The 25,937-nt window shown below is 72.3% G+C and carries 23 protein-coding genes and 1 other RNA gene; 20 read left to right on the top strand and 4 right to left on the bottom strand.

Features of this window, described 5'->3' with window-relative positions:
- Positions 1-220: 220 nt before the first annotated feature.
- Complete coding sequence (locus ABT232_RS02545) at positions 221-868, top strand: LPXTG cell wall anchor domain-containing protein (RefSeq protein WP_351834718.1); 648 nt, start codon at positions 221-223, stop codon at positions 866-868.
- A gap of 82 nt (positions 869-950) precedes the next feature.
- Here the strand turns inward: ABT232_RS02545 and ABT232_RS02540 are convergent, their stop codons facing one another.
- On the bottom strand, positions 951-1,142 hold the full coding sequence (locus tag ABT232_RS02540) for a hypothetical protein (protein ID WP_351834715.1): 192 nt from the start codon (positions 1,140-1,142) through the stop codon (positions 951-953).
- Between the two features lie 237 nt (positions 1,143-1,379).
- Here ABT232_RS02540 and ftsE point away from each other — a divergent pair, with 237 nt between their 5' ends.
- The 6 genes from ftsE to dacB all read left to right on the top strand — a co-directional run bounded on the left by ftsE (position 1,380) and on the right by dacB (position 7,020).
- Positions 1,380-2,069, top strand: coding sequence for a cell division ATP-binding protein FtsE (gene ftsE, locus ABT232_RS02535; RefSeq protein WP_351834712.1), 690 nt, complete (start codon positions 1,380-1,382; stop codon positions 2,067-2,069).
- Positions 2,070-2,101: 32 nt separating this feature from the next.
- A complete protein-coding gene (ftsX, locus tag ABT232_RS02530) occupies positions 2,102-3,019 on the top strand; it encodes a permease-like cell division protein FtsX (protein WP_351834709.1) in 918 nt (305 codons plus the stop codon).
- 68 nt (positions 3,020-3,087) lie between these two features.
- The gene (locus tag ABT232_RS02525) at positions 3,088-4,251 is read left to right on the top strand and encodes a S41 family peptidase (protein WP_351834706.1); all 1,164 of its coding nucleotides are present in this window, start codon (positions 3,088-3,090) and stop codon (positions 4,249-4,251) included.
- Positions 4,252-4,311: 60 nt separating this feature from the next.
- Positions 4,312-4,791 (top strand): SsrA-binding protein SmpB, encoded by a 480-nt coding sequence (gene smpB, locus ABT232_RS02520; RefSeq protein ID WP_351834703.1) that lies wholly within the window; start codon positions 4,312-4,314, stop codon positions 4,789-4,791.
- Between the two features lie 104 nt (positions 4,792-4,895).
- Positions 4,896-5,295, top strand: a transfer-messenger RNA (tmRNA) gene (gene ssrA, locus ABT232_RS02515).
- Between the two features lie 129 nt (positions 5,296-5,424).
- Entirely contained in the window at positions 5,425-7,020 is a 1,596-nt protein-coding gene (dacB, locus tag ABT232_RS02510) for a D-alanyl-D-alanine carboxypeptidase/D-alanyl-D-alanine endopeptidase (RefSeq protein ID WP_351834700.1), read from the top strand.
- Between the two features lie 81 nt (positions 7,021-7,101).
- Here the strand turns inward: dacB and ABT232_RS02505 are convergent, their stop codons facing one another.
- From ABT232_RS02505 to ABT232_RS02495, 3 genes are all read right to left on the bottom strand, one after another.
- Positions 7,102-8,112, bottom strand: a complete 1,011-nt coding sequence (locus ABT232_RS02505) for a LacI family DNA-binding transcriptional regulator (RefSeq protein WP_351834697.1) — start codon at positions 8,110-8,112, stop codon at positions 7,102-7,104.
- The gene (locus ABT232_RS02500; protein ID WP_351834694.1) at positions 8,112-8,399 is read right to left on the bottom strand and encodes a hypothetical protein; all 288 of its coding nucleotides are present in this window, start codon (positions 8,397-8,399) and stop codon (positions 8,112-8,114) included. Before ABT232_RS02500 ends, ABT232_RS02505 begins: the two co-directional genes overlap by 1 nt.
- A gap of 87 nt (positions 8,400-8,486) precedes the next feature.
- A complete protein-coding gene (locus ABT232_RS02495; protein WP_351834691.1) occupies positions 8,487-9,686 on the bottom strand; it encodes an MFS transporter in 1,200 nt (399 codons plus the stop codon).
- Between the two features lie 84 nt (positions 9,687-9,770).
- On the opposite strand from ABT232_RS02495, the gene ABT232_RS02490 reads away from it, so the two are divergent.
- The 13 genes from ABT232_RS02490 (at position 9,771) to ABT232_RS02430 (ending at position 25,937) form a co-directional block, all read left to right on the top strand.
- On the top strand, positions 9,771-10,754 hold the full coding sequence (locus ABT232_RS02490) for a LysR family transcriptional regulator (protein WP_351834688.1): 984 nt from the start codon (positions 9,771-9,773) through the stop codon (positions 10,752-10,754).
- Between the two features lie 300 nt (positions 10,755-11,054).
- A complete protein-coding gene (locus tag ABT232_RS02485) occupies positions 11,055-12,686 on the top strand; it encodes a hypothetical protein (protein ID WP_351834685.1) in 1,632 nt (543 codons plus the stop codon).
- Positions 12,686-14,881, top strand: coding sequence for a bifunctional polysaccharide deacetylase/glycosyltransferase family 2 protein (locus ABT232_RS02480; protein ID WP_351834682.1), 2,196 nt, complete (start codon positions 12,686-12,688; stop codon positions 14,879-14,881). The genes ABT232_RS02485 and ABT232_RS02480 overlap by 1 nt, the downstream gene beginning before the upstream one ends.
- Positions 14,878-16,233, top strand: a complete 1,356-nt coding sequence (locus ABT232_RS02475) for an acyltransferase family protein (RefSeq protein ID WP_351834679.1) — start codon at positions 14,878-14,880, stop codon at positions 16,231-16,233. The genes ABT232_RS02480 and ABT232_RS02475 overlap by 4 nt, the downstream gene beginning before the upstream one ends.
- 87 nt (positions 16,234-16,320) lie before the next feature.
- Entirely contained in the window at positions 16,321-17,151 is an 831-nt protein-coding gene (gene nadE / locus ABT232_RS02470) for an NAD(+) synthase (RefSeq protein WP_351834676.1), read from the top strand.
- A gap of 6 nt (positions 17,152-17,157) precedes the next feature.
- Entirely contained in the window at positions 17,158-17,307 is a 150-nt protein-coding gene (locus ABT232_RS02465; RefSeq protein WP_351834673.1) for a hypothetical protein, read from the top strand.
- A 61-nt stretch (positions 17,308-17,368) separates the two neighbouring features.
- The gene (locus ABT232_RS02460) at positions 17,369-18,382 is read left to right on the top strand and encodes a hypothetical protein (RefSeq protein ID WP_351834670.1); all 1,014 of its coding nucleotides are present in this window, start codon (positions 17,369-17,371) and stop codon (positions 18,380-18,382) included.
- 157 nt (positions 18,383-18,539) lie between these two features.
- A complete protein-coding gene (locus tag ABT232_RS02455) occupies positions 18,540-19,934 on the top strand; it encodes a nitrate/nitrite transporter (protein ID WP_351834667.1) in 1,395 nt (464 codons plus the stop codon).
- A 99-nt stretch (positions 19,935-20,033) separates the two neighbouring features.
- Positions 20,034-21,209, top strand: a complete 1,176-nt coding sequence (locus tag ABT232_RS02450) for a uroporphyrinogen-III synthase (RefSeq protein WP_351834664.1) — start codon at positions 20,034-20,036, stop codon at positions 21,207-21,209.
- A 131-nt stretch (positions 21,210-21,340) separates the two neighbouring features.
- Entirely contained in the window at positions 21,341-21,952 is a 612-nt protein-coding gene (locus ABT232_RS02445) for a CGNR zinc finger domain-containing protein (protein WP_351834663.1), read from the top strand.
- Between the two features lie 194 nt (positions 21,953-22,146).
- Complete coding sequence (locus ABT232_RS02440; RefSeq protein WP_351834660.1) at positions 22,147-22,731, top strand: sigma-70 family RNA polymerase sigma factor; 585 nt, start codon at positions 22,147-22,149, stop codon at positions 22,729-22,731.
- A gap of 50 nt (positions 22,732-22,781) precedes the next feature.
- Positions 22,782-23,567, top strand: coding sequence for an anti-sigma factor family protein (locus ABT232_RS02435; protein ID WP_351834657.1), 786 nt, complete (start codon positions 22,782-22,784; stop codon positions 23,565-23,567).
- 60 nt (positions 23,568-23,627) lie between these two features.
- Complete coding sequence (locus ABT232_RS02430; RefSeq protein ID WP_351834654.1) at positions 23,628-25,937, top strand: HelD family protein; 2,310 nt, start codon at positions 23,628-23,630, stop codon at positions 25,935-25,937.

Genomic DNA, 25,937 nt, shown 5'->3' with positions numbered 1-25,937 from the left:
ACACTCACAGTCTCCAACCCCCGGCAAAGCGCGGCAGAGACGGACAATGCACACGCAACGGCCTTGACGTTGCTGTCAAAAATCGGAAGTCTGAGGCGCGGCATGCGTATTTCTGGGGCGCATGTGAACCGGGGGGCCTGAGCAACAGCTACCTCCCTCCGTCGATCACGGCCCCGAGCGCCGCCTCACTGACGATTCAGCTACTGGGGGTAGCAACCACATGACGAAGAAGACGCGGATCCGTGTCGCGCGGATCGCCGCGGGTGCCGTGATCGCCGCCGGTGCCTCGCTGACCGCCGCGGGCGCCGCTTCCGCCGCGGAGGCGGAGGACTGCCTGCTCGGTGTGCTGTGCGGCGACGAGTCGCCGAGCCCCGACCCGACGCCGACGGTCGACCCGATCCCGACCGAGCTCCCCACCGAGGAGCCGCCCACGGAGGAGCCTCCGACCGAGGAGCCGCCCACCGAGGAGCCCCCGACCGAGGAGCCGCCCACGGAGGAGCCGCCCACCGACCCGACGGAGGACCCGACCGAGCCCGACGAGCCGGAGGAGCCGGGCAACGGCAACGGCAACGGGAACGGCAATGGGAACGGCAACGGCAACGGCAACGGCAACGGTGGCGGCAACAACGCCGACCCCGACGGCGGGTCCGACAGCTCCGCCCAGAGCGAGGGCTCCTCGGCCCTGACCGACACCGGCTCGGACACCCCGGCCGACACCTCCGCCCAGGGCGGCGGCGACGAGCTGGCCGAGACCGGTGCCGCGCAGACCACGTTCCTGCTGATCGGCGCCGCGACGATGATCGCCGGCGGTATCGGCTTCCGCGTGCTGCCGCGCCTCGTGGGCGGCCGCGGCGGTGCGGCCGCCTGAGGCTAGCCGAACGTAGCGAGAAGGGCCCGGAGCGGAACGCTCCGGGCCCTTCTCGGCGTCTTCGCAGGCCGCCGCGCCGTCGTTACGCGGTCTGGTGCGCCAGCAGGGCCACCGCCGCCACCAGGACCGCCAGCAGGGCGATCAGCGTCATGGGGGTGAGATGCGCGAGGGGATTCCCCTGCTGGAGCCGCTCGCGGTTCGCCCGGCACACGGGGCAGCGGCCCTCGCTCACGGGCGCGGCACAGTTCGCGCACACCAGCCGGTCGTACGTCATGTGCTCGCCCTCCTAGCGCCGGTTTCTCGTTGGACAACGCTCCTCGGGGTGAGAACGTTCCCCTTCCACTGTGCCAGGTTCGCCCGAAGGGTGCGCGGGGCCCTTGCCGCAAGCGCGTCCGGCCCGGCTCGGTACAAAAGTGCACAACCACCACGCAACCGCAACCGGTGACTGCGCTCCCCTCCCCGGTTCGCGTATGGTCACGCTCATCTACCCCCGGCGACCCGTGGTGCATCCGTGATCCGATTCGACAATGTCTCCAAGGTCTACCCCAAGCAGACCCGCCCAGCCCTCAGGGATGTCTCCCTGGAGGTCGAGAAGGGCGAGTTCGTGTTCCTCGTGGGGTCCTCGGGCTCCGGAAAGTCCACCTTCCTGCGGCTGATCCTCCGCGAGGAGCGGGCCAGCCACGGACAGGTGCACGTTCTGGGCAAGGACCTCGCGCGTCTGTCCAACTGGAAGGTGCCGCACATGCGCCGCCAGCTGGGGACGGTGTTCCAGGACTTCCGGCTCCTGCCGAACAAGACCGTCGCCGAGAACGTGGCCTTCGCCCAGGAGGTCATCGGCAAGTCCCGCGGCGAGATCCGCAAGTCGGTGCCGCAGGTGCTGGAACTGGTCGGCCTCGGCGGCAAGGAGGAGCGGATGCCGGGCGAGCTGTCCGGCGGTGAGCAGCAGCGCGTCGCGATCGCGCGGGCCTTCGTCAACCGGCCCAAGCTGCTGATCGCCGACGAACCCACCGGCAACCTCGACCCGCAGACCTCCGTCGGCATCATGAAACTGCTCGACCGGATCAACCGCACCGGTACGACCGTCGTGATGGCCACGCACGACCAGAACATCGTGGACCAGATGCGCAAGCGCGTCATCGAGCTGGAGAAGGGCCGTCTCGTCCGCGACCAGGCCCGCGGCGTCTACGGCTACCAGCACTGACGATCCACGACGGAAAGGCTCAACCAGACGCCATGCGCGCCCAGTTCGTTCTGTCGGAGATCGGTGTCGGTCTCCGCCGCAATCTGACGATGACCTTCGCGGTCGTCGTCTCCGTCGCCCTGTCCCTGGCCCTGTTCGGCGGTTCGCTGCTGATGAGCGACCAGGTCACCAGCATGAAGGGCTACTGGTACGACAAGGTCAACGTCTCGATCTTCCTCTGCAACAAGAGCGACGCCGAGTCCGACCCCAACTGCGCCAAGGGCGCGGTCACCGAGGAGCAGAAGGACCAGATCCTCACCGACCTCAAGAAGATGTCGGTCGTCGACACGGTGACCTACGAGTCGCAGGACCAGGCGTACAAGCACTACAAGGAGCAGTTCGGCGACTCCCCGCTGGCCAGCTCCCTGACGCCGGACCAGATGCAGGAGTCGTACCGCGTCAAGCTGAAGGACCCGGAGAAGTACCAGGTCATCGCGACCGCCTACAACGGCCGCGACGGCGTGCAGTCCGTGCAGGACCAGAAGGGCACCCTGGACAACCTCTTCGAGCTGCTGAACGGCATGAACTGGGCGGCCCGCGCCATCATGGCGCTGATGCTGGTGGTGGCCCTGATGCTGATCGTCAACACCGTGCGCGTCTCGGCGTTCAGCCGACGGCGGGAGACCGGCATCATGCGGCTGGTCGGTGCCTCCGGCTTCTACATCCAGGCCCCGTTCATCATGGAGGCGGCGGTCGCCGGACTCATCGGCGGCGCGGTCGCCTGCGGGTTCCTGGTGGTCGCGCGGTACTTCATCATCGACCACGGGCTGGCGCTGTCCGAGAAGCTGAACCTGATCAACTTCATCGGCTGGGACGCCGTTCTGACGAAGCTGCCGCTCATCCTCGCCACCAGCCTTCTGATGCCCGCGCTGGCCGCGTTCTTCGCGCTGCGCAAGTACTTGAAGGTGTGACGCATGCCAAGAAGGGCCGTGCGGTCAACCGACCGTACGGCCCTTCGCGTTGTCCTAGACTCACCGGCATGTCAGGTCGTGACCTGTTCTGTCAGCCCCGCCGCATGCGCCGCGGGGCCGCCCTGACACTGGTGTTCGCGAGCGTGCTCGTCGCCGGTGCCGCGACGGGCTCGCTGCCCGGCGCCGATCAGGAGCCCGCGCCCGGCCCGTCCCGCACGGCCGCCTCCGTCGCCCGCCCCGACGCGGTCACCGAGGCCGCCGTGGAGGCCATGGCCGACGGCAAGTCGCCCATGGAGGCCGCCGAGCGGGCCGTCAGCCGCAGCGGGAACCGCTGGGACGCCGTGTACTCCGAGGGCGAGTACGAGGAGTTCCAGGAGGCCCTGGACGGCGCCTACACGGGCGTCGGACTGTGGGCGCGGCGCGAGCGGGACGGGCGGATCGAGGTGACCCGGGTGGCCGCCGGATCACCCGCGGCCGGCGCCGGGATCCGCGTGGGCGACCGGCTGCGCAGCGTCGACGGCCGCAAGGTCGACGGGCGGCCGGTCACCGAGGTGGTCTCGGCACTGCGCGGGGACGCCACCGACGAGCCCGCCGGGACCACGGTCCGGCTCGGCCTGGAGCGCGGCACGCGCGCCTGGCAGCTCACCCTGCGCCGCGCCCGGCTGTCCACCGACTGTGTGACCGTGCGCACGCTCTCCGACGGCAGCACCCTCATCAAGATCGCCGCCTTCACCAAGGGCTCCGGCGACGCCGTCCGCACCGCCGTCCGGCGGGCCCCGGCCGGCGCCGGGATCGTCCTGGACCTGCGCGGCAACTCCGGCGGCCTGGTCACCGAGGCCGTGACCGCCGCCTCCGCCTTCCTCGACGGCGGCCTCGTCGCCACCTACGACATCGAGGGCGAGCAGCGCGCGCTGCACGCCGAGCCCGGCGGCGACACCGCCAAACCCCTGGTCACCCTGGTCGACGGGGGCACGATGAGCGCGGCCGAGCTGCTCACCGGGGCCCTTCAGGACCGGGGCCGCGCGGTCGTCGTGGGCTCGCGCACCTTCGGCAAGGGCTCGGTGCAGATGCCGAGCCGGCTGCCCGACGGGTCCGTGGCCGAGCTGACCGTCGGGCACTACCGCACCCCCTCCGGCCGTGGTGTCGACGGCCGCGGCATCACGCCCGACCTCGAGGCGGACCAGGAGGCGCTGCGGCGGGCACAGACCGTGCTGACGGGACTCGGCGAGTAGCGGCCCACCGCTTAATGGCTTCCCGCGCACCCCCTCCGTAGTGCGAAAATGGTCGGCACTATGGCTAAGGAAAAAGGGCGCAAGCTGATCGCGCAGAACAAGAAGGCGCGGCACGACTATCTGATCCTCGACACCTACGAGGCCGGTCTGGTCCTCACCGGTACCGAGGTGAAGTCCCTGCGCCAGGGGCGTGCCTCGCTGGTGGACGGCTTCGTCCAGCTGGACGCGCACGAGGCGTGGCTGCACAACGTGCACGTGCCGGAGTACAGCCAGGGCACCTGGACCAACCACAGCGCCCGCCGCAAGCGCAAGCTGCTGCTGCACCGCGAGGAGATCGCCAAGCTGGAGGCGAAGTCCCAGGAGACGGGTCACACCATCGTGCCGCTCGCCCTGTACTTCAAGGACGGCCGCGCGAAGATCGAGATCGCGCTGGCGAAGGGCAAGAAGGAGTACGACAAGCGGCAGACGCTGCGCGAGAAGCAGGACCGCCGCGAGGCGGACCGGGCGATGTCGGCGGTCCGCCGCAAGCAGCGGGCCTGACCCCCCGGGAATACGCTGGCACGTGTCCGCGTTGGTCACGTACGATGGCACCTGCACCGCACGCCGGTGCGTTGCCCTCCTCGGAGGGTTTGAAAAAACAACATGGGGATGATCGGTTTCGACAGCGGTTGTCGAAGCAGGGGAAGCGTGTCGAGGAAGCGGCCATGATCTCGTAAACCACAGGCCGAAAAAAATAATCGCCAATACCAAGCGCGATTCCTCCCAGCAGGCCTTCGCCCTCGCTGCCTGATCTCAGGTAGCAGAGCGAGCCTCCTACTACGGGAGTGTCAGCCCGGGGCTGTTCCCGACCCGGATCCTGGCATCAGCTAGGGGACTAAACCTTGATCCCGGTCACGGGGTGAAGAGGGAAATCTAACAGTGACTGAGCCCGTCGGAGACTTGTCCGCGTGATCTCCGGGGCCGAGAAAATCAGAGCGGACTGCACACGGAGAAGCCCTGGTTCCGCACCGTTGGACGCGGGTTCGATTCCCGCCATCTCCACAATCTCCATGTGACGAGGACCCGGTGGTGTCACACCACCGGGTCCTCGTCGTTTGCGCGCGTCCGCCTCCGCCGCCCACGGGCCGGAGGCGGTCTGTCGCCGGGCGGGGGTCTCCGGGATGCTGCTGAGGCATGAGGAGACCCGTGAACCGTTCCGAACGACGCGTCAACTCCCGTGTCCGCGCCTGGCGGTGGCCCGCCGCCCTCGCGCTCGCCGCCGCCGTCCTCGGCCCCGGGGCGCCGGCCGGCGCGGATGCCGACCGCACCGGTCTGGGCGAGGCCATCGACACCGTCCTCGGCGATCCGCGGCTGGAGGGCGGGCTGGCGAGTGTGGTGGTCGCCGACGCCGAGAGCGGCGAACCGCTCTACCAGCGGCAGCCCACCACCCGGCTGATGCCCGCCTCCAACACCAAACTCGCTACCTCCGCCGCCGCGATGGAGATCCTCGGGCCGGAGTACCGGTTCGGCACCGAGGTGCTGGCCGGCGGACGGCAGCGCGGGTCCGTGCTCCGCGGCGACCTGTATCTGCGCGGCACCGGCGACCCCACCCTGCTCGCCGCCGACTACGACCGGCTCGCCGCCCGGGTCGCCGAGACCGGGATCACCCGCGTCGAAGGGCGGCTCCTGGCCGACGACACCCGCTTCGACGCCCAGCGCCTCGGCCGGTCCTGGGCCGCCGACGACGAGTCCGCCTACTACGCCGCCCAGATCAGCGCGCTGAGCGTCGCCCCCGACGCCGACTACGACACCGGCACGGTGATCGTGCAGGTCAAGCCGGGCGCCGGGGCCGGTGACGAGCCCGTCGTCCGGGTCACGCCCGACACCGCGTACGTCGAGGTCGACGTCCGTGCCACCACCGTCGCCGCCGGTGGCGCGAACGCCCTCTCCGTCGAGCGGGAGCACGGCACCAACACGATCGTCGTGGACGGTACGACACCCGTCGGCGGCACCGGCGCCAAGGAGTGGATCAGCGTCTGGGAGCCCACCGGACTCGCCGCCGCCGTCTTCCGCGACGCGCTCGCCGCGCACGGCGTGCGGGTCACCGGACCCACCCGGCTCGGCCGCGAGACCCCGGACGGCGCCCGCCCGCTGGCCGAGCACCGGTCCATGCCGCTCAAGGACCTGCTCGTGCCGTTCATGAAGCTCTCCAACAACATGCACGCCGAGGTGCTGACCAAGGCCATGGGCCACGAGACGGCCGGCTCCGGCAGCTGGTCCGCCGGGCTCGCAGCCGTCCGCGGCTACCTCGGGAGCGTCGGCATCGACACCGCGAAGCTCCGCCAGGTCGACGGCTCCGGCCTGTCCCGGATGGACAACTTCACCGCCGGGCAGCTCGCCGACCTGCTCCTCGCCGTCCGCGCCGAGCCCTGGTACGCCGACTGGCAGCGCTCCCTGCCGGTGGCCTGCGACCCCGACCGGTTCACCGGGGGCACGCTGCGCACCCGGATGTGCGGGACGCCCGCGGCGGGCAACGCGCGGGCGAAGACGGGGTCGTTGACGGGGGCGTCGGCGCTGTCGGGGTACGTCACCGACGCGGACGGCCGGGAACTGGTGTTCAGCATCGTGCTCAACAACTACCTCGCCTCCTCCGTGAAGCCGCTGGAGGACGCCGTCGTCGCCACGCTCGCACGGTCCACCGCCCAGGCCGCCACGCTCGTCGAGCCGCGCCGGGCGAAGACGGCGGACGGCGCCGCCGAATGCGCCTGGCGCAAGCCCGCGCGGTGCTGACGGCTGCCCGGCGGCCACCGGCCCGTGGCGGCCGTCGGGGCCGTCGGGGCCGGTGAGGCGGTTCCTCGCCGCCGCACCCGCTCACCCGGCCGTCCGGCTCGCGGTGCTGGCGCGGATCGTCAGCGCCGGGGGCAGCAGGGTCACCGACGGCGCCGGGTCGCCGTTCAGGCGGTGCAGCACCAGCTCCACCGCTCGGGCGCCGATCTCGGCGGACGGCACGGCGACCGAGGTCAGCGGGACACGGGCGGACTCCGCCCGCTCGGCCGGACAGACGGCGGTGACCGAGAGGTCGTCGGGGACACCCACGCCCAGCTGAGCGAAGGCGCGCAGCAGCGGGTCCAGCACGGCCTCGTGGTGCACGAGGACACCGGTCGGCGCCGGTCGCTCGCGCAACAGGCGCTCGGCGACCCGGCGGGCCGCCGCGGGCGTCGCCTCGCAAGGGTGGACGGAGCCGGCGAGGCCGTGGCGGCCGACGGCGGCGGTGAAGCCCCGCACCACGCGCTGGGCGGACGCGGTCCGGCGGGCGTAGACCTCCGCGGGCGCACCGACCAGGGCGACGACCCGGTGGCCGAGGCCCGCCAGATGGTCCACACACGCCTCGCCCGCCGCCTCGAAGTCCAGGTCGACGCAGGTCAGGCCGGTGGGACGGGCCGGGACGCCGATCGCCACCGCCGGCCGCCCCAGCGAGCGCAGCAACGGCAGGCGGGGATCGTCGAGCCGGACGTCCATCAGGATCAGGGCATCCGCCGACGCGGTCTCCGCGACCCGGCGCAGGTTGTCCACGCCCTCCTCGCGGGTCAGCAGCAGCACATCGTGGTCGTACGCCCGTGCCGTGGTCATCACCGACATCACGAACGGCATCACCCCCGGCAGGTCCGTCCCGGCCCGCAGCGGCACCATCAGCGCCAGCAGGTTCGCCCGGCCGCCCCCGAGGACGCTCGCACCGGCGGGCGGGCGGTAGCCGAGGGCGCGGATGGAGGCGTGGACGCGGCGCCGGGTCTCCTCGGAGATCGGCCGCTTGCCGCTGAGCGCGTAGGACACGGTGCTGGGGGAGACGCCCGCGTGCCGGGCCACGTCCGTGATCTTGACCATCAGGCCGGCTCCAGCGTGAGGACGCCGGTACCGGCGGGGGCCCGCACGATCCGCTCTCCGGCCGGCAGGGCCCACGGCGCCGCCGGATCGTCGCACGAGGCCCGCGGCCGACCGCCCTCGCGGACGACGGTGAAGGCCACGTCCCCGGCCGGCACCGTCACCCGCCCGCCCGGCGGCGGCCCGTACGCCCGCAGCGTCACCCCGTGGGCGTGGTCGTGGCGCGGCTCGACCGGGTGGGCCGCGGTGACGCCCTCGCGCAGCGGCCAGTAGCCATCGGTGAACTTCAAGCCCGGACCCCTTACCCGACAGAGTCGAAGCGCTTCGACGGGCGAACGTATGCGGGGACCTGCGGGGCGTCAATGGTTCGGGCGGAATCAGTGAAGCGGTTCGACCGCGCGAACGGGCTTGAACACCACCGGGACCGCGGCGATCAGCAGGGCCGCGCCCGCCGCCACGACCGGCACGCCGTACCCGGCCGTCACCGACAGGTGTTCCGCCGCCCAGCCGCCCAGCGCGCTGCCGCAGGCGATCCCGCCCAGCAGACCGGTCACCGCGAGCGTCATGCCCTCGTTGAGCCGCCCCTCCGGGGTGCGCACCTGCACCAGGGCCATGCCCGTCACCAGCGTCGGCGCGGTCGCCATCCCGGCGATCAGCAGCGCCCCCGCGAGCACCAGGAGGGAGCCGGTGAGCGCCGCCGCGAGCAGCGGCAGGACGAGCAGCGCGGTCATCGCGGCGAGGCACCGCACATAGCGGGACTCGGCCGGGCCGCTCGGCCGGACCCTGCCGTAGACCAGCCCGGCCACGCAGGACCCGGCGGCCTGGAGGCCGAGGACCAGACCGGCCTCCGTCTGCCGGCCCTGTGCGTCCGCGAACGCCAGGGTGACGACCTCCATCGACCCGAAGACCGCGCCCGTCGCGAGACAGACCGCCAGCAGCGGCGGGATGCCGGGCGCCCGGATCGGCGATCTGCCGTGGGTGCCCGGCCGCGCGGGCGGCTCGGTGGCCCGCTGGGCGGTGAACAGCAGCACCCCGCAGACCATCAGGGCGACCGCGACGAGCGTGCCCGCCTCCGGGAAGAGCGTCCCGCACAGGAAGGCCGCCAGCACCGGCCCGAGCATGAAGCCCAGTTCGTCGGCCGCCTGCTCGAAGGCGTTCGCGGTGTGCAGCGCGGCCGGGTCGTCCTTCAGCAGATACGCCCAGCGTGCCCGGGACATACCGCCGAGGTTGGGGGTGGTCGCGGTGGCGGCGTAGGCGGCGAACAGCGTCCAGTCGGGCAGGCCGCGGCGGACGCAGACGACCAGGGCCAGGCTGCCCAGGGCGGCGACCAGGGTGGCGGGCACGGCGATCCGCGCCTGGCCGTACCGGTCCACGAGCCGCGCGGTCCACGGCGCGACCACCGCGGTCGCCGCCAGGCCGGCCGCGGTGACCGCGCCGGCCAGGGCGTACGAGCCCCGCGACCCGGCGATCATCACGATCGCGCTGACGCTGAGCATGCCCATCGGGAGACGGGCTATGAGGTTTCCGGCTGTGAACGCCCTGGTCCCTGGACGGGTGAAGAGATCGCGGTACGGCATGCGCCCACCGTCGCCCGGATGCGATCAAGGGGTCCAACACCTGTCCGGTGCCGATTCACGCACCTGTGTTGTAAGTTGCCGCGCGTGCCCGCGCCCGCCGGAGAATCCCGCCACCTCGACCCCCGCCTGCTGCGCGCCTTCGTCACCGTCGCCGAGGAACTGCACTTCACCCGCGCCGCCGCCCGGCTCTACGTCGCCCAGCAGGCGCTCAGCAGGGACGTACGGCGGCTGGAGCGGGAGGTCGGCGCCGAGCTGTTCGTACGGACCACCCGTCAGGTCACGCTGACCGGCGACGGGGAGCGGCTGCTGCCGCACGCGCGCCGGGTGCTCCAGGCGCAGGACGACCTCCTCGCCGCCTTCGGGCAGACCCGGCCCCTGCTGGTCGACCTCAACACCACCGGCCTCGGCACCCCGCGCCGCGTGCTGCACCGGGCCCGCGAACTCGCCCCCGAGCTGGAGCTGATGGCCCGCTTCGAGAGCGGCCTGACCGGAGCGGCGGGAGAGCTGATCGCGGGGCGGCTGGACGCGTCCTTCGGGCGGTACGCGGGCCTCGACCCGGCGCTGCGCGGACGGCTGGCCCATCAGCCGGTGCGGTTCGAGCCGATGGCGATCGTGCTGCCCGAGGGGCACCGGCTGGCCGCGCTGGAGGCGGTGCCGCTGGCCGAGCTGGCGGGGGAGACGGTGTACGCCGGGGCCGGGAACCCGCGCACGCCGGAGTGGACCGACCTCGCGCACCGCCTGTTCGAGGGACGCGGGATCGAGGTGGCGTCACCCGCTCCGCTGGCCGTCGGGGACGAGGAGTTCCAGAGGATCATGGCGAAGACCGGCTGCCCGGTCCTGGCCGTGGTTACCTTTCCGGCCATGCCCGGATGTGTACTGCGTCCCTTGATCGATCCCGTTCCGCTGTCACCCCTGTCGCTGGTGTGGCGAAAGGGGCTGGTGCATCCCGGGCTGGAGGCATTGCGGCAGGCCGCGGCGGAGCTGTCCGCCGAGCATGGGTGGCTGCGACGGCCCGCCGACCGATGGATTCCAGCCATGGACATTGCGCTCATGGATGTCCACAAGTGACGCGCGGCGAACACATCACCCCCTGGTGCGCTACATTCATGGCCTGAGCACGGTGTGGTAAACGGGGCGCTCGGGCCGGGTGGGGGCCTGGTTCGACCGACGGGTGCTCGGGGTCGTAGGCGCACCCGTAACTGTCCCGTGGGGGGAAGTGCGCACGTGAACAAGTGGCGAGAAGACGCCCAACCGGAATGGCCCGAGGCCGCGTCCCCGACGGGGGAGCTTCGGGCTGCCGGTACACAGGCGTTTCCGGAGGCCGGAGGCGCGTCCGCGTTTCGGCGCGGCGGAAACCGTGAGGGTGGCGTGGACGCTGGTTCCGACTTCGGCCGTGACGCCGACCGCGACGGTGGCTCCGACTTCGATGCCGGTCTCGGTGACTTCGGTTCCGACTTCGGCCGTGACGGTCGTGACGGCCGTGGTGACGGCGGTCTGTTCGACCCGGCGGCGGACGCCGCCGAGACGCAGGTCGTCCAGCAGGTGGCGGAGACGCGGGCCTTCCCCAAGGTCGGCATGCCCGAGCAGCGCGGCCCGGAGGACGCGGAGCGTGGGACGTCCGGCGGGGCCGACGGCATATCCGGCGGGAGGTCTGGCGGGTCCGGTGGGATACCCGGCGAGCCGGGCGGGTGGCCCGGCGGGACGGCCGGCGGTGCGCGTCGCACACCCGGTGGGCCGCGCGGGTTCTCCGGGGCGCCGCGCGGTGTGTCCGGCGGGTTCGGTGCCACGGGTGCTCCTGGTGCTCCCGGTGCTCCTGGTGCCTCCGGAGGGTTCGGCGGATCCGGCGTCCCCGCGCAGCCCGGTGGGTCGGGTGCGCTCGGTGGGCTCGGCGCCCGCCGTGGACTCGGCCGACCCGGCGTGACGGGCGGACCTGGCGTGACCGGCGGCCACGGCGCGACCGGCGCCCTCGACGAGACCCGCGCCTTCGACGAGACCCGCGCCCTGGACGAGACCCGCGCGCTGGACCGCACCGGCGGCTTCGGCGCTGCCGGCGGCCCCGGTACGCCCACGGGGCACGGCACCTCCACAGGCTCCGGCACTCCCTTCGGCTCCGCGGGCTCCCTCGGCTCCGCCACTCCCTTCGGCTCCGCCGGCTCCGGCACTCCATCCGGCTCCGCCGGCTCCGGCACCTCCCTCGGTTCCGGCACCGGCACCCGCTCCGGCGCCGCCCCCCTCCGCGATCCCTGGCAGGAGCCCGGCGACCCGAGCGGCGCGGCCACCCACGATCCGCACGAGGTCACCATCCAGCTGGACGCCGTCCAGTTCGGTGACGGGCTCATACGCCAGGCCTCCGCGGCCCGTCCGGTCGCCGAGGAAGGCGCCGACGGACCCGTCTTCGTCGACGAGACCGGCCGCCGCAGCCGCCGCTTCCGCCGGATCGGCATGGCCGTCGCCATCGCCTGCGCGGTCTACGCCGTCGTCATCGTCGCCACCCTGCTGTCCGGCACCTCCGAGGCCCCCTGGCTGCCCGTGCCGAACCAGAACGGCGGCCGGCCCGCGAACCAGGTCGACAGCCCGCCGCTGGACGCCGAGTCGGCCGAGCCCGACGCCACCGGCACCGGCGCCCCCGGCGCCACCCCGTCCGGCAGCGCGGGCGCCACCGCCTCGCCGGACGCCGAAGGTGCCGTACCGGGCGCCTCCACCAGCCCCGCGGCCCCGGGCACCGACGTCGAGGACCCCGCCCCGACGGCGACCCGCACCACCGCCAAGCCCGGTTCCGGTGTGACCGAGCCCGACCCGTCCACCCCGGTGGACCCGACGGTCACCGCCTCGCCGGACCCGACACCCACCGACGGCGGGGTCACCCCGGACCCCACCGTGACCACGGGCGGCGGTGACAGCGCGGGCACCGGCTCCGGCCTGGACGCGCTCGCCGACGGCACGGCCGCCCACCCCTCCCCGCTCACCCTCCCCACCTCGTCCCCGGAGCACGTCCTCTGATGGCATCCCGCCCTCGTCGGAGGGCGGCGACCGGAGCCCGTGACGGCTCCCGGCAACGTCGCCTGCCCCTGCGTTTCCTGCTGCCCGCGCTCGTCCTCGTCGCCCTGATGGCGATGCTGATGCTGCGCGGCTATGTGCACAGCGAGATCCTCGCCGACCACCGCGTCCGTCCCCCGGCCGCCTCCGACCAGGTCCCCGAGGAGATCCTCAAGGGCGGCCCGGTCATCGACACCCGCAGCGGCCGCACCACCAGCCTCTCCGTCCCGGACCACCGGCTCGTCCTCACCTTCGACGACGGCCCCGACCCGGAATGGACCCCGAAGGTCCTGGACGTGCTGAAGAAGCACGACGCGCACGCCGTCTTCTTCGTCACCGGCACCATGGCCTCCCGCTACCCGGACCTGGTCAAGCGGATGGTGGACGAGGGTCACGAGATCGGCCTGCACACCTTCAACCACCCGGACCTCTCCTACCAGTCGAGGCAGCGCATCGACTGGGAGCTGTCGCAGAACCAGCTCGCGCTGTCCGGCGCGGCCGGCATCCGCACCTCCCTGTTCCGGCCGCCGTACTCCTCCTTCTCCGGCGCCATGGACAACAAGTCGTGGCCGGTCACGGAGTACATCGGCAGCCGCGGCTACATCACCGTCGTCAACAACACCGACAGCGAGGACTGGCGCCGGCCCGGCGTCGACGAGATCATCCGCCGCGCCACCCCGAAGGGCGGCGCCGGCGCGATCGTCCTGATGCACGACTCCGGCGGCGACCGCAGCCAGACCGTGCAGGCGCTGGACCGGTTCCTGCCGGAGCTGAAGGACGAGGGCTACGAGTTCCAGAACCTCACCGAGGCCCTGGACGCGCCCAGCGCGCACACCGAGGTCACCGGCCTCGACCTGTGGAAGGGCAAGGCGTGGACCTTCCTGGTCCAGGCCTCCGAGAAGATCACCGACGGCCTGGTGGTGGGCCTCGCGATCATCGGCTCGCTGGTCATCGGCCGGTTCGTGCTGATGCTGCTGCTCTCCGGACTGCACGCCCGCCGGGTCCGCCGCCGCGGCTTCCGCTGGGGACCGACCGTCACCGAACCGGTGTCGGTGCTGGTCCCGGCGTACAACGAGGCCAAGTGCATCGAGAACACCGTGCGTTCCCTGATGGCGAGCGAGCATCCGATCGAGATCCTCGTCATCGACGACGGCTCCTCGGACGGCACCGCCCGGATCGTCGAGGCGATGGGCCTGCCCAATGTGCGGGTCATCCGGCAGCTCAACGCGGGCAAGCCGGCCGCCCTCAACCGCGGTCTCGCCAACGCCCGTCACGACATCGTCGTGATGATGGACGGCGACACCGTCTTCGAACCGGCCACGGTCCGCGAACTCGTCCAGCCCTTCGGTGACCCGCGCGTCGGCGCCGTCGCGGGCAACGCGAAGGTCGGCAACCGGGACTCCCTGATCGGCGCCTGGCAGCACATCGAGTACGTGATGGGCTTCAACCTGGACCGCCGGATGTACGACATGCTGCGCTGCATGCCGACCATCCCCGGCGCGGTCGGCGCCTTCCGCCGCTCGGCGCTGGAGCGTGTCGGCGGCATGAGCGAGGACACCCTCGCCGAGGACACCGACATCACCATGGCCCTGCACCGCGACGGCTGGCGCGTGGTGTACGCGGAGAACGCCCGCGCCTGGACTGAGGCCCCGGAGACCGTCCAGCAGCTGTGGTCCCAGCGCTACCGCTGGTCCTACGGCACCATGCAGGCCATCTGGAAGCACCGCCGAGCCGTGGTGGAGAAGGGCCCCTCGGGCCGCTTCGGCCGCGTCGGCCTGCCGCTGGTCTCCCTGTTCATGGTCCTGGCCCCGCTGCTGGCACCCCTGATCGACGTCTTCCTCCTCTACGGCCTCGTCTTCGGCCCGACCCAGAAGACGATCGTGGCCTGGCTGGGCGTCCTCGCCATCCAGGCGGTCTGCGCGGCCTACGCCTTCCGCCTCGACCGCGAACGCATGACCCACCTGATCTCGCTGCCGCTCCAGCAGATCCTGTACCGCCAGCTCATGTACGTCGTCCTGCTCCAGTCCTGGATCACCGCCCTGACCGGCGGCCGACTGCGCTGGCAGAAGCTGCGGCGGACCGGAGTGGTGGAGGCGCCGGGCGGTCCGGTGCCCAGGCAGCGAGCGACGGAGAGCGGCGAGCGGAGGCCGGTGGGATGAGCAGCCAGGGATACCCGGCGGGCACGGGACAGCAGGGCCAGCCGGGCGGGCAGCCGGAACAGCCGGGGCAGTCGTACGGCTTCCCGCAGCAGCGCGTCACGGACCCGCAGCCGCCGACGGCGGCCCTCGCGACCCCCGAGGCCCCCGAGGCCCCCGAGACCTCGGAGGCCCCCGAGGCCGCGGCACCGCGGCCCAAGGGCCCGGTCCGGGACCGCTACCTCGACCTCCTCCGCTCGATCGCGCTGGTCCGCGTCGTCGTCTACCACCTGTTCGGATGGGCGTGGCTGACGGTGCTGTTCCCGTCGATGGGCGTCATGTTCGCCCTGGCGGGCTCGCTGATGGCGCGCTCCCTCAAGCGTCCGGCGCCGGGCGTCATCAAGAGCCGCATCCGGCGTCTGCTGCCGCCCATGTGGGCGTTCAGCGCGGTGGTGCTGACGCTGATGTTCGCGGGCGGCTGGAACCCGGCGAAGGAGTCGTCCGACGGCCCCACCTGGGGCGTGATCGAGCTGATCAACTACCTCATCCCGATCGGCGCCCCGCCGTTCCCGTGGCACATCGGCTCCAAGTCCGGGCTGCTGGAGGACACCTGGGCCGTCCAGGCGGCGGGACCGCTGTGGTACCTGCGCGCCTACCTGTGGTTCGTGGTGGCGTCCCCGCTGCTGCTGTGGGCGTTCCGCAAGGCCCCGTGGCCGACGCTGCTCGCGCCGCTCGGCCTGACGGCGATCGTCGGCACCGGCCTGGTGACGATCCCCGGCGAGACCGGCAACGCGGTCACCGACTTCGCGGTCTACGGCGGCTGCTGGGTGCTGGGCTTCGCCCACCACGAGGGCCTGCTGAAGCGGATCCCGCGCTATGTCGCCGTCTCCTGCTCCGCGCTGGTGATGGCCTTCGGCCTGTGGTGGGCCTCGAACCACCTGGGCCCCGACGGCTGGGACCTCAACGACATCCCGCTGGCCCAGGCGACCTGGTCCTTCGGGTTCGTGGTGATCCTCCTCCAGTACTCCCCGTCCTGGGAGACCCTGCCGGGCCGCCTGGCCCGCTGGGACAAGCTGGTCACCCTGTCCAACAACCGGGCGGTCACGATCTACCTGTGGCACAACATGCTGATCATGGCCACGGTCCCGATCCTCGACCTGCTCTACGAGCTGCCCTTCATGCAGGACGACCAGGCGGTGGCCGCGCTCGACTCCACCTACCTCATCTGGATGTTCTGCCTGGTCTGGCCCCTGATCGGCGTGGTCATCGCCACCACCGGCTGGATCGAGGACGTGGCGGCCAAGCGCAAGCCGCGACTGTGGCCGAACGGTTCGAAGCCGACCGGAGCGGGTACCGGGGGCAGACGGCGCCGCTGATCCCGTGACCGGCCCGGGCTCCTCCCCGGGCAGGTCACCCGGCCTCTAGAGTTCGTACGACCGCCACGCACCACCCGAGGAGCAACCGTGACCGACCCGTCGTCCACGTCCGTGCAGCAGGAGATCGCCCGCGAGCTCCAGGTGAGCGAGTCATTCGACGCGGCGCAGGAGATCGAGCGCCGGGTGGCGTTCCTGGCCGAGCGGCTCACCTCGTCGGGGCTGCGCTCGCTGGTGCTCGGCATCAGCGGCGGCGTGGACTCCTCGACGGCCGGCCGGCTGTGCCAGCTGGCGGTGGAGCGGGTCCGCCAGGGCGGCGGCGAGGCCACCTTCTTCGCGATGCGGCTGCCGTACGGCGTCCAGGCGGACGAGGCGGACGCGCAGCGCGCGCTGGAGTTCATCCGGCCCGACCGCGTCCTGACCGTCGATGTGAAGCCCGCCAGCGACGCCGCGCTCGCGGCGGTGGTGGCCGGTGACACCGTGTTCCGCGACGAGAGCCACCAGGACTTCGTGCTCGGCAACATCAAGGCGCGTCAGCGCATGATCGCCCAGTACGCGGTCGCGGGCGCGCACGGCGGCCTGGTCGTCGGCACCGACCACGCGGCCGAGGCGGTCTCCGGCTTCTTCACCAAGTTCGGCGACGGCGCCGCCGACGTCGTCCCGCTCACCGGCCTGACCAAGCGCCGGGTGCGCGCGGTGGCGGCGGAGCTGGGCGCGCCGGACTCGCTGGTGTGGAAGGTCCCGACGGCCGACCTGGAGACCCTCGACCCGGGCAAGCCCGACGAGGACGCGCTCGGTGTCACCTACGACGACATCGACGACTTCCTGGAGGGCAAGCCGGTCGCCGAGCCCGCCTTCGAGGCCATCGTCGCCCGCTACCACCTCACCGAGCACAAGCGTCAGCTGCCCATCGCGCCCTGACCGCCGGTGATCACCCACACCGGCGCCGTCTCCGCGCGCCCTGCCTCGGCGCGGACCCTGGCCTCGGTCATCGGCTGGGTGTCACCGGACGCGCCGCGTCAGCTGCTCCGGGCCGTCGACGACCACCTGCGGCAGGAACACGCCGCCCCGTCCTGACAGGCTCATGTGGAACACTGCCCCGCGTTGCCCAGGTGAACGACGCGGGGAGTGGGTTCGGGTGAGCAAGCGGCAGATACAGAAGATGCTGCGGCTGATGGGCAGTGGTGAGCCCGTTCAGCTCACCAGTGCCATGGCGTCGGTGAAGAAGCTCGCCAAGCTGGCCTTCGTGGCCCAGCAGTTCGGCTACGAGTACGCCGACGTGCGGCAGGGCGGCGCCAACAACAGTTCGCTGGTCATGCTGATCGTGCCGGACCCGTCCCCGCACGCCCGGACCCGGGCCGCGCAGAACTGGGCGCAGTACCCGAACGCCGGGGACGGGGTCTCCCTGCCGCCGTTCGTGCCGGACGCGCTGGAACTGCTGAAGGCCCGGATCAACTTCGACCTCACCGGGAAGAGTGCCGAGAAGCGGATGGCGTTCGGCGCGGTCGGTGTCACCGTGGGCTGCGGGGTCGCCTTCGTGCAGGCCGGCGGTGGTGACGCGCTGGTGTGGTCCGGTCTCCTGTGGGTGTTCCTCATGGGCATCCTCGCCGTCGGCTTCGTCGTCACCCGGCGGCGCAACGCCAAGTTCGCGGCGCGGCTCCAGGCCGCCGGATTCGCGCCGGTCGCCGACGAGAGCGGGCGGGTGCGCTATCTGCCGCCGGGCGGGCAGCTGCCGGGGCACGGGAATCCTTTCGGGCAGCAACAGCAGCAGCCGTACCAGCCCTATCAGCCCGCTTTCCCGCAGCAGCAGCCCTACGCCGCCGCCCCGCCGTCCCATCCCCAGCAGCAGCCGTACGCCCCCTCCCATCCCCAGCAGCAGCCGTACCCGCAGCAGCCGTACCCGCCGCAGGCCACGCCTCAGCAGCAGCCGTACCCGGCGCAGGCCACGCCTCAGCAGCAGCCGTACCCGCCGCAGGCGCAGTCCTCGCAGCAGCCGTACCCGCCGCAGGCGCAGCCCTCGCAGCAGCCGTACCGGCCGCAGGCGCAGCCCTCGCAGCAGCCGTACCGGCCGTACCAGCAGCCCCAGCAGCCGTACCCGCCCCAGCCGCCCCACCCGCAGCAGAACCCCCACTGGCAGCCGCCGGGTCGCTGACGCGGGGAGCGACCTCTCATCCGGCTTCCACCCAGGGTGAGAGCAAAGTTCCTTTCCGGTCACCCACAGCCACAGTCCGGAAACGCGCCCTCCCTACCTTCGGGATCAGCCACTCGTAGCCGATTGGAACCCGAGCCCGGAGCACCGTGGAGGCGTCATGACAGCCCCTAGTACAGCCCCCGCACCCCCGTCCCCCGGCAGGGGCGGCCGCTGGATCCAGCAGTGGGACCCGGAGGACGAGGTCTTCTGGAAGGAGACCGGAGAGAAGGTCGCGCGGCGGAACCTGTTCTTCTCCGTGCTCTCCGAGCACATCGGGTTCTCGGTGTGGACCATGTGGTCGGTGCTGGTCCTGTTCATGGGGCCGGAGTACGGGCTCACACCGGCCGACAAGTTCCTGCTGACCTCGGTGGTGACCCTGGTCGGCGCCGCGGTGCGGGTGCCGTACACCTTCGCTGTCGCGATCTTCGGCGGGCGGAACTGGACGGTCGTCTCGGCGGCCATGCTGCTGATCCCGACCGTCGCCGCGTTCACCGTGATGGAGCCGGGGACCTCCTTCTCCACCTTCCTCCTGGTCGGCTGCCTCGCCGGCGTCGGCGGCGGCAACTTCGCCTCCTCCATGACCAACATCAACGCCTTCTTCCCGCTGCGGAAGAAGGGCTGGGCGCTCGGCCTGAACGCCGGCGGCGGCAACATCGGCGTGCCGGTCATCCAGCTCGTGGCCCTCGCGATCATCGGTGCCAGCGGCGGCCCGCGGGTGCTGCTCGGGATCTACATCCCGCTGATCCTCGTCGCCGCCGTCCTCGCCGCGCTCTTCATGGACAACCTGGAGAACGTCAAGAACGACACCGGCGCCGCCAAGGACGCCGCGCGGGACCCGCACACCTGGATCATGTCGTTCCTCTACATCGGCACGTTCGGCTCCTTCATCGGCTACAGCTTCGCCTTCGGCCAGGTGCTCACCAACCAGTTCGGCCGCACCCCGCTCCAGGCCGCCTACCTGACCTTCATCGGCCCGCTGCTGGGTTCGCTGATCCGGCCGCTGGGCGGCTGGCTCGCCGACCGCTACGGCGGGGCGCGCATCAGCCTCTACAACTACGTCGGCATGGGCGTCGCGACCGCCGTCCTGGTCTACGCGAGCATGCAGAAGTCGCTGGCGCTGTTCGCGTCGGTCTTCGTGGTGCTGTTCGTGCTCAGCGGGCTCGGCAACGGCTCGACGTTCAAGATGATCCCCGGCATCTTCCACAACAAGGCGCTCGCCAAGGGCCTCGTGGGCGAGGAGGCGGCGGCCTACGGGCGGCGGCTGTCCGGCGCCTCGATGGGCCTGATCGGCGCGGTCGGCGCGCTCGGCGGTGTCGGGATCAACATGGCCTTCCGGCAGTCGTTCATGTCCTACGGCTCCGGTACCGGCGCCTTCGTCGCCTTCCTGGTCTGGTACGCCCTGTGCTTCCTGGTCACCTGGGCCGTATACCTTCGGCGCCGCCCGGCCGCGCAGGCCCCGGCCGCCGAGTCGACCACGGAGACGAAGCAGCAGCTCAGCTACGCCGAGGTGTGACGTAACACCGACGACATGAAGCGGAACCGAGCCTGTCACGCGGCGTTGACAGGCTCGGTCGGCATGTAGGTGCAACGACTCCAGCCCGGGACGAGAGTTATGTACGAGGAACAGCAGCGACCGGACAACGGGACCGAGCAGCAGGCGCAGCACGGGCCGCTGGCCGGTTTCACCGTGGGTGTGACGGCCGCCCGCCGGGCCGATGAACTCGGCGCCCTGCTCCAGCGGCGCGGAGCCGCGGTCCTGCACGCCCCGGCCCTGCGGATCGTGCCGCTCGCCGACGACAGCGAACTGCTGGCGGCGACCAAGGAACTGCTCGACCGGGTGCCGGACGTGGTGGTGGCCACCACCGCCATCGGCTTCCGCGGCTGGATAGAGGCCGCCGACGGCTGGGGGCTCGGCGAGCCGCTGCTGGAGCGGCTGCGCGGTGTGGAGCTGCTGGCCCGCGGGCCGAAGGTGAAGGGCGCGATCCGGGCCGCCGGGCTGACCGAGGAGTGGTCGCCGTCCTCGGAGTCCATGGCCGAGGTGCTGGACCGGCTCCTGGAGGAGGGCGTCGAGGGCCGCCGGATCGCCGTACAGCTGCACGGTGAGCCGCTGCCCGGGTTCGTGGAGTCGCTGCGCGCCGGCGGGGCCGAGGTGGTGGGGGTGCCGGTGTACCGGTGGATGCCGCCGGAGGACCTGTCACCCGTCGACCGGCTGCTGGACGCGGCCGTCTCCCGGGGCGTGGACGCGGTCACCTTCACCAGCGCGCCGGCCGCCCAGTCCCTGCTGAACCGCGCGGAGGAGCGCGGGCTGCTGCCCGAACTCCTCGCCGCCCTCAGCCACGACGTCGTGCCGGCCTGTGTCGGACCGGTCACCGCGCTGCCCCTCCAGGCGCACGGGATCGACACCGTGCAGCCCGAACGCTTCCGGCTCGGCCCGCTCGTCCAGCTGCTCTGCCAGGAACTGCCGGGACGGGCACGGTCGTTGCCGATCGCCGGGCACCGGGTGGAGATCCGCGGGCACGCGGTGCTGGTCGACGGCGCGCTGCGGCCGGTGCCGCCCGCCGGGATGTCCCTGCTGCGGGCGCTGTCGCGGCGGCCGGGCTGGGTGGTGGCCCGCGCCGAACTGCTGCGGGCGCTGCCGGGCGCGGGGCGCGACGAGCACGCCGTGGAGACGGCGATGGCCCGGCTGCGGACGGCCCTCGGGGCGCCGAAGCTGATCCAGACCGTCGTCAAACGCGGCTACCGGCTCGCGCTGGACCCGGCGGCGGACGCCAAGTACGCCGACGCCTGACCGATCGGCAGGTCCGCTCGAGGCGACCGCTTCCAGGGGTTCCGGCCGGGAGGCCGGGCGGGCACTGTAGGAGGGAACTCCTCACCCGGACTCCCACCTCACCCAGGTGACCCCTAGGCGGTGACAGGCGCATGGCACTGGGTACGGCCACGGACGCCCGCGAGCTGCGGTTCGACGCCGGACGGCACGGTCTGGACCTGCTGGCGACCACGCACCCGGGCGAACGGCTCGACCGCGTCGAGGTGTTGTGCGCCTGGATCACGGGCTCCGGACTGGTGCCGCCGGGCACTCCGCTCGGCCACGCCGATCCCTCCTGGCTGTTCGGCTTCCGCGAACTGCGCGCCTGCACGGACGCCTTGGTGCGCGGCGCGCTGCGGCCCGCCGCGCCCGGCGCGGCGTACGACCGCGCGCTCGCCCGCGTCAACGAGTTCGCCCGCGCAGCGCCCCCGGTGCCGTGCGCGGTGCGGGTCGAGGACGGCACGCTCCTGCGGCGGCTGGACCGGCCGCCGGACTGCCCCGCGCTGCTCGCCGCGGTGGCCCGGGACGTGGTGGACCTGCTCACCGACCCGGTGGCGCGGGCGGGCCTGCGGCAGTGCGCGGGCGTCGACTGTCCGATCGTGTACCTCGACAACTCCCGCGGACGGCGCAGGCGCTGGTGCTCCAGCGAGGTGTGCGGAAACCGGGAGCGGGTGGCGCGGCACCGGCGCCGGGCGGCCCTCACCGGAGCCCCGCTCCCGAAGTGATGTCGGTTACACCGCCGTTGGACCGCCCTCGGCACCGGTGGGGAAAATGTGAAGGCGCTGCGGGGGGTATGTGACTTCATGTCCGCCTCGTGACGCCACTTCGCAGAAATCTGTCTCCCGTCTTTGAACACCCGGCGCCCCGCGTGCGTACCCGTCCCTGAGCGACCGGCTGGGGGAACCCCCGGACATCGGAGGTGGGCGTGCGCAAGGATTCCGTCGTGGCCAAGGAACGTGGAACGAGGGCCCGACATCGCATGTCCGCACAGCCCTCGGAACCGGACGAGGAGTTGATGCGCGCGCTGTACCGCGAGCACGCCGGACCCCTGCTCGCCTATGTGCTGCGCCTGGTCGCCGGAGACCGGCAGCGCGCCGAGGACGTGGTGCAGGAAACGCTCATCCGTGCCTGGAAGAACGCCGGTCAGCTCAACCGAGCGACCGGTTCGGTACGCCCCTGGCTGGTGACGGTCGCCCGGCGCATCGTCATCGACGGCCACCGCAGCCGGCAGGCCCGGCCGCAGGAGGTCGACCCGTCGCCGCTGGAGGTCATCCCCGCGGAGGACGAGATCGACAAGGCGCTGTGGCTGATGACGCTGTCGGACGCGCTCGACGACCTGACCCCGGCCCACCGGGAGGTGCTCGTCGAGACGTACTTCAAGGGGCGTACCGTCAATGAGGCGGCGGCAACACTGGGGATACCGAGTGGCACGGTGCGCTCCCGGGTGTTCTACGCCCTGCGGTCGATGAAGCTGGCACTGGAGGAGCGGGGGGTGACGGCGTGATGAGTGGGTACGGGGGATACGGCGCGGGGGGTCCGGGTATGTCTGGCCCCATGCAGGGATCTCAGGGGCCAGAGGGACCCACGGGCCCGAACGAACACGAGACCGTCGGCGCCTACGCCCTCGGGATTCTCGACGACGCCGAAGCAACCGCTTTCGAAGCCCATCTCGCCGGCTGCGAGTGGTGCGCCGAGCAGCTGGACGAGCTGGCCGGGATGGAGCCGATGCTGGCCGCGCTCGCCGACCTGCCCGGTGCCGGGACGCCCGCGATCGGCGAGTCGCTGTCCGCCCGGCCCAGTCCGCGGCTGGCGGAGCGGCTGGTCGACGAGGTCGCCGAGCGCCGCGCGCAGAAGCGCCGGCGCGGTTTCTACATGGTGGCGGCCGCGGCCGCGCTGATCGTCGGCGGACCGTTCGTCGCCGTGGCGACCAGCAGCGGCGGCGACGACGGCGGCCCGAAGGTCTCCGCGCACGCCACCAGCCCCGCCAAGACGTCCTTCGACGGCATCGACGACAAGGTCTCCGCCACCGACCCCGGCACCCAGGTCAGCGCGACCGTGGCGCTGGAGAAGAAGGCCTGGGGCACCCACGCCGTGCTGGAGCTGAAGAACGTCAAGGGCCCGCAGAAGTGCTCCCTGATCGCCGTCGGCACCAACGGCGAACGCGAGACGGTCACCTCCTGGTCCGTCCCGGACTGGGGCTACGGCATTCCGGGCGCCACCACCGAACAGGCCAAGCAGCCGCTGTACGTCCACGGCGGCGCCGCGTTCACCCCGGACGAGATCGACCACTTCGAGGTCATGACCTTCGACGGCAAGCGTCTGGTGGAGGTGGACGCGTAGCCTTCCCGGGTCCCCTTCGCGTACGGTGGACGGCTGCCCAGCACGTCAGAAGGGGGCCCGGTGGCCGCACAGGCTCAGCAGGATTCCGCGGTCGACCCGGTTCACGACACCGGTCACGACTCCGTCCGCGATCGTGAGATCGACGTCGAACAGGTACACCTGGACAAGGTGTACCGCCGCCTCGAGGAGAAGATCCACGAGGCGGAGTTCCTCATGCGCGACGCGGCCCAGCGCGGCCAGGTCGGCACGCCCGGCGCGCTCGCCGAGCGGGACGCCCAGGTCTTCCGCGCGGGTGTCCATCTCAACCGACTGAACAACGAGTTCGAGGACTTCCTCTTCGGCCGGATCGACCTGCTGCTCGGCAAGGACGGCAAGAAGGGCCCCGACGGCGCGTACACCGCCGTGGAGCCGGCGGAAGGGGCGGTCCGCGAGGACGGCACCGCCGACATCGCCGAGACCCTGCACATCGGCCGTATCGGCGTCCTCGACCAGGACTACGCCCCGCTGGTCATCGACTGGCGGGCGCCCGCCGCCGCCCCGTTCTACCGCTCCACGCCGGTGGACCCGGGCCGGGTGGTGCGCCGCCGGGTGATCCGCTCCAAGGGCCGCCGGGTCCTCGGCGTCGAGGACGACCTGATGCGTCCGCGGCTCAAGGCCTTCCTCGACGGCCGCGAGCTGTCCGTGATCGGCGACGGCGCCCTGATGGCCGCCCTCGGCCGGGCCCGCAGCCACACCATGCGGGACATCGTCGCCTCCATCCAGGCCGAGCAGGACCTGGTGATCCGCGCCCCCGCCGCCTCGGTGACCTACGTGGAGGGCGGCCCGGGCACCGGGAAGACCGCCGTCGCGCTGCACCGCGCGGCCTATCTGCTCTACCAGGACCGGCGCCGGTACGCGGGCGGCATCCTGATCGTCTCGCCGACCCCGCTGCTGGTGGCGTACACCGAGGGAGTGCTGCCCTCGCTCGGCGAGGAGGGCCAGGTCGCCATCCGTGCGATCGGCTCGCTGGTCGACGGCGCCGAGGCCACGCTGTACGACTCCCCGGCCGTGGCCCGCGCCAAGGGCTCGTACCGGATGCTCAAGGTGCTGCGGAAGGCCGCGCGCGGAGCGCTGGAGCTGAACGATTCGCCTCGGCTGCTGCGGGTGGTCGCCTTCGGCCGCCGGCTGGAGCTGGAGGCCGAGGAGCTGGAGCGGATCCGGCACATCGCGCTCGGCGGCACCGCCCCGGTGAACCTGCTGCGTCCGCGCGCCCGCAAGCTGCTGCTGGACGCCCTGTGGGAGAAGTCCGGCGGCGCGACCCGGCACAGCGACCCCGAGCTCGCCGCCGAGCTGCGCTCCTCCTTCGACGAGGACGTGACCTCGGAGGACCCGTTCATCGCGTTCCTGAACGCCTGGTGGCCGGAGCTGACCCCGCACAGCGTGCTGCGGGCCATGGCCGACGAGAAGCGGCTGGGCCGCTGGGCCCGGCGGGTGCTCAACCCCGGCGAGGTGCGCAAGGTCTCCCGCTCGCTGAAGCGGGACGGGCACTCCGTGCACGACATCGCGATGCTCGACGAGCTCCAGGCGATCCTGGGTGCCCCGGCCCGGCCGCGCCCCAAGCGCGAGCTGGACCCGCTGGACCAGCTCACCGGCCTGGAGGAGCTGATGCCGGTGCGCGAGGAGACGCAGCGCGAGCGCGCCGAACGGCTGGCCCAGGAGCGCGTCGAGTACGCCCACGTCATCGTCGACGAGGCCCAGGACCTCACCCCGATGCAGTGGCGCATGATCGGCCGTCGCGGCCGGCACGCCACCTGGACGATCGTCGGCGACCCGGCCCAGTCGTCCTGGTCCGACCCCGACGAGGCCGCCCAGGCCCGCGACGAGGCCCTGGGCAGCCGTCCGCGCCGCCGCTTCCAGCTCACCGTGAACTACCGCAACCCGGCCGAGATCGCCGAGCTGGCCGCGAAGGTGCTGGCGCTGGCGATGCCGGGGTCGCAGTCGCCGTCGGCGGTGCGCTCGACGGGCGTGCAGCCCCGCTTCGCGGTGGTCCGGGAGTCGCTGGGCGCGACCGTCCGGGAGGAGGCCGCCCAGCTGCTCGACCGGGTCGACGGCACGGTCGGCGTCGTCGTGGCCATGAACCGGCGCGAGGAGGCGCGGCGCTGGCTGGCCGGCCTCGGCGAACGGGTGGTGGCCCTGGGCAGCCTGGAGGCGAAGGGCCTGGAGTACGACGCGACGGTCGTGGTCTCCCCGGCCGAGATCGCCGACGAGAGCCCGGCCGGACTGCGGGTGCTGTACGTCGCCCTGACCCGGGCGACCCAGCAGCTGACGGTGGTCTCCGGCGAGCGGGACGAGCCGGACGCGGCCGGGGTTCCGGACCTGCTGCGGGACTGA

The sequence above is a fragment of the Streptomyces sp. NPDC001532 genome, assembly GCF_040298625.1.
GTDB lineage: Bacteria > Actinomycetota > Actinomycetes > Streptomycetales > Streptomycetaceae > Streptomyces.
The sequence above is the reverse complement of the archived record's forward strand: the minus strand, read 5'-3'. Positions and strand labels throughout refer to the sequence as shown.

Excerpts from the sequence above, each read along its gene's own strand:
- ABT232_RS02545 (WP_351834718.1), top strand. The coding sequence starts at position 221 with ATGACGAAGAAGACGCGGATCCGTGTCGCGCGGATCGCCGCGGGTGCC.
- ABT232_RS02540 (WP_351834715.1), bottom strand. The coding sequence starts at position 1,142 with ATGACGTACGACCGGCTGGTGTGCGCGAACTGTGCCGCGCCCGTGAGC.
- ftsX (WP_351834709.1), top strand. The coding sequence starts at position 2,102 with ATGCGCGCCCAGTTCGTTCTGTCGGAGATCGGTGTCGGTCTCCGCCGC.
- ABT232_RS02525 (WP_351834706.1), top strand. The coding sequence starts at position 3,088 with ATGTCAGGTCGTGACCTGTTCTGTCAGCCCCGCCGCATGCGCCGCGGG.
- smpB (WP_351834703.1), top strand. The coding sequence starts at position 4,312 with ATGGCTAAGGAAAAAGGGCGCAAGCTGATCGCGCAGAACAAGAAGGCG.
- dacB (WP_351834700.1), top strand. The coding sequence starts at position 5,425 with ATGAGGAGACCCGTGAACCGTTCCGAACGACGCGTCAACTCCCGTGTC.
- ABT232_RS02505 (WP_351834697.1), bottom strand. The coding sequence starts at position 8,112 with ATGGTCAAGATCACGGACGTGGCCCGGCACGCGGGCGTCTCCCCCAGC.
- ABT232_RS02495 (WP_351834691.1), bottom strand. The coding sequence starts at position 9,686 with ATGCCGTACCGCGATCTCTTCACCCGTCCAGGGACCAGGGCGTTCACA.
- ABT232_RS02480 (WP_351834682.1), top strand. The coding sequence starts at position 12,686 with ATGGCATCCCGCCCTCGTCGGAGGGCGGCGACCGGAGCCCGTGACGGC.
- ABT232_RS02475 (WP_351834679.1), top strand. The coding sequence starts at position 14,878 with ATGAGCAGCCAGGGATACCCGGCGGGCACGGGACAGCAGGGCCAGCCG.
- ABT232_RS02455 (WP_351834667.1), top strand. The coding sequence starts at position 18,540 with ATGACAGCCCCTAGTACAGCCCCCGCACCCCCGTCCCCCGGCAGGGGC.
- ABT232_RS02450 (WP_351834664.1), top strand. The coding sequence starts at position 20,034 with ATGTACGAGGAACAGCAGCGACCGGACAACGGGACCGAGCAGCAGGCG.
- ABT232_RS02445 (WP_351834663.1), top strand. The coding sequence starts at position 21,341 with ATGGCACTGGGTACGGCCACGGACGCCCGCGAGCTGCGGTTCGACGCC.
- ABT232_RS02435 (WP_351834657.1), top strand. The coding sequence starts at position 22,782 with ATGCAGGGATCTCAGGGGCCAGAGGGACCCACGGGCCCGAACGAACAC.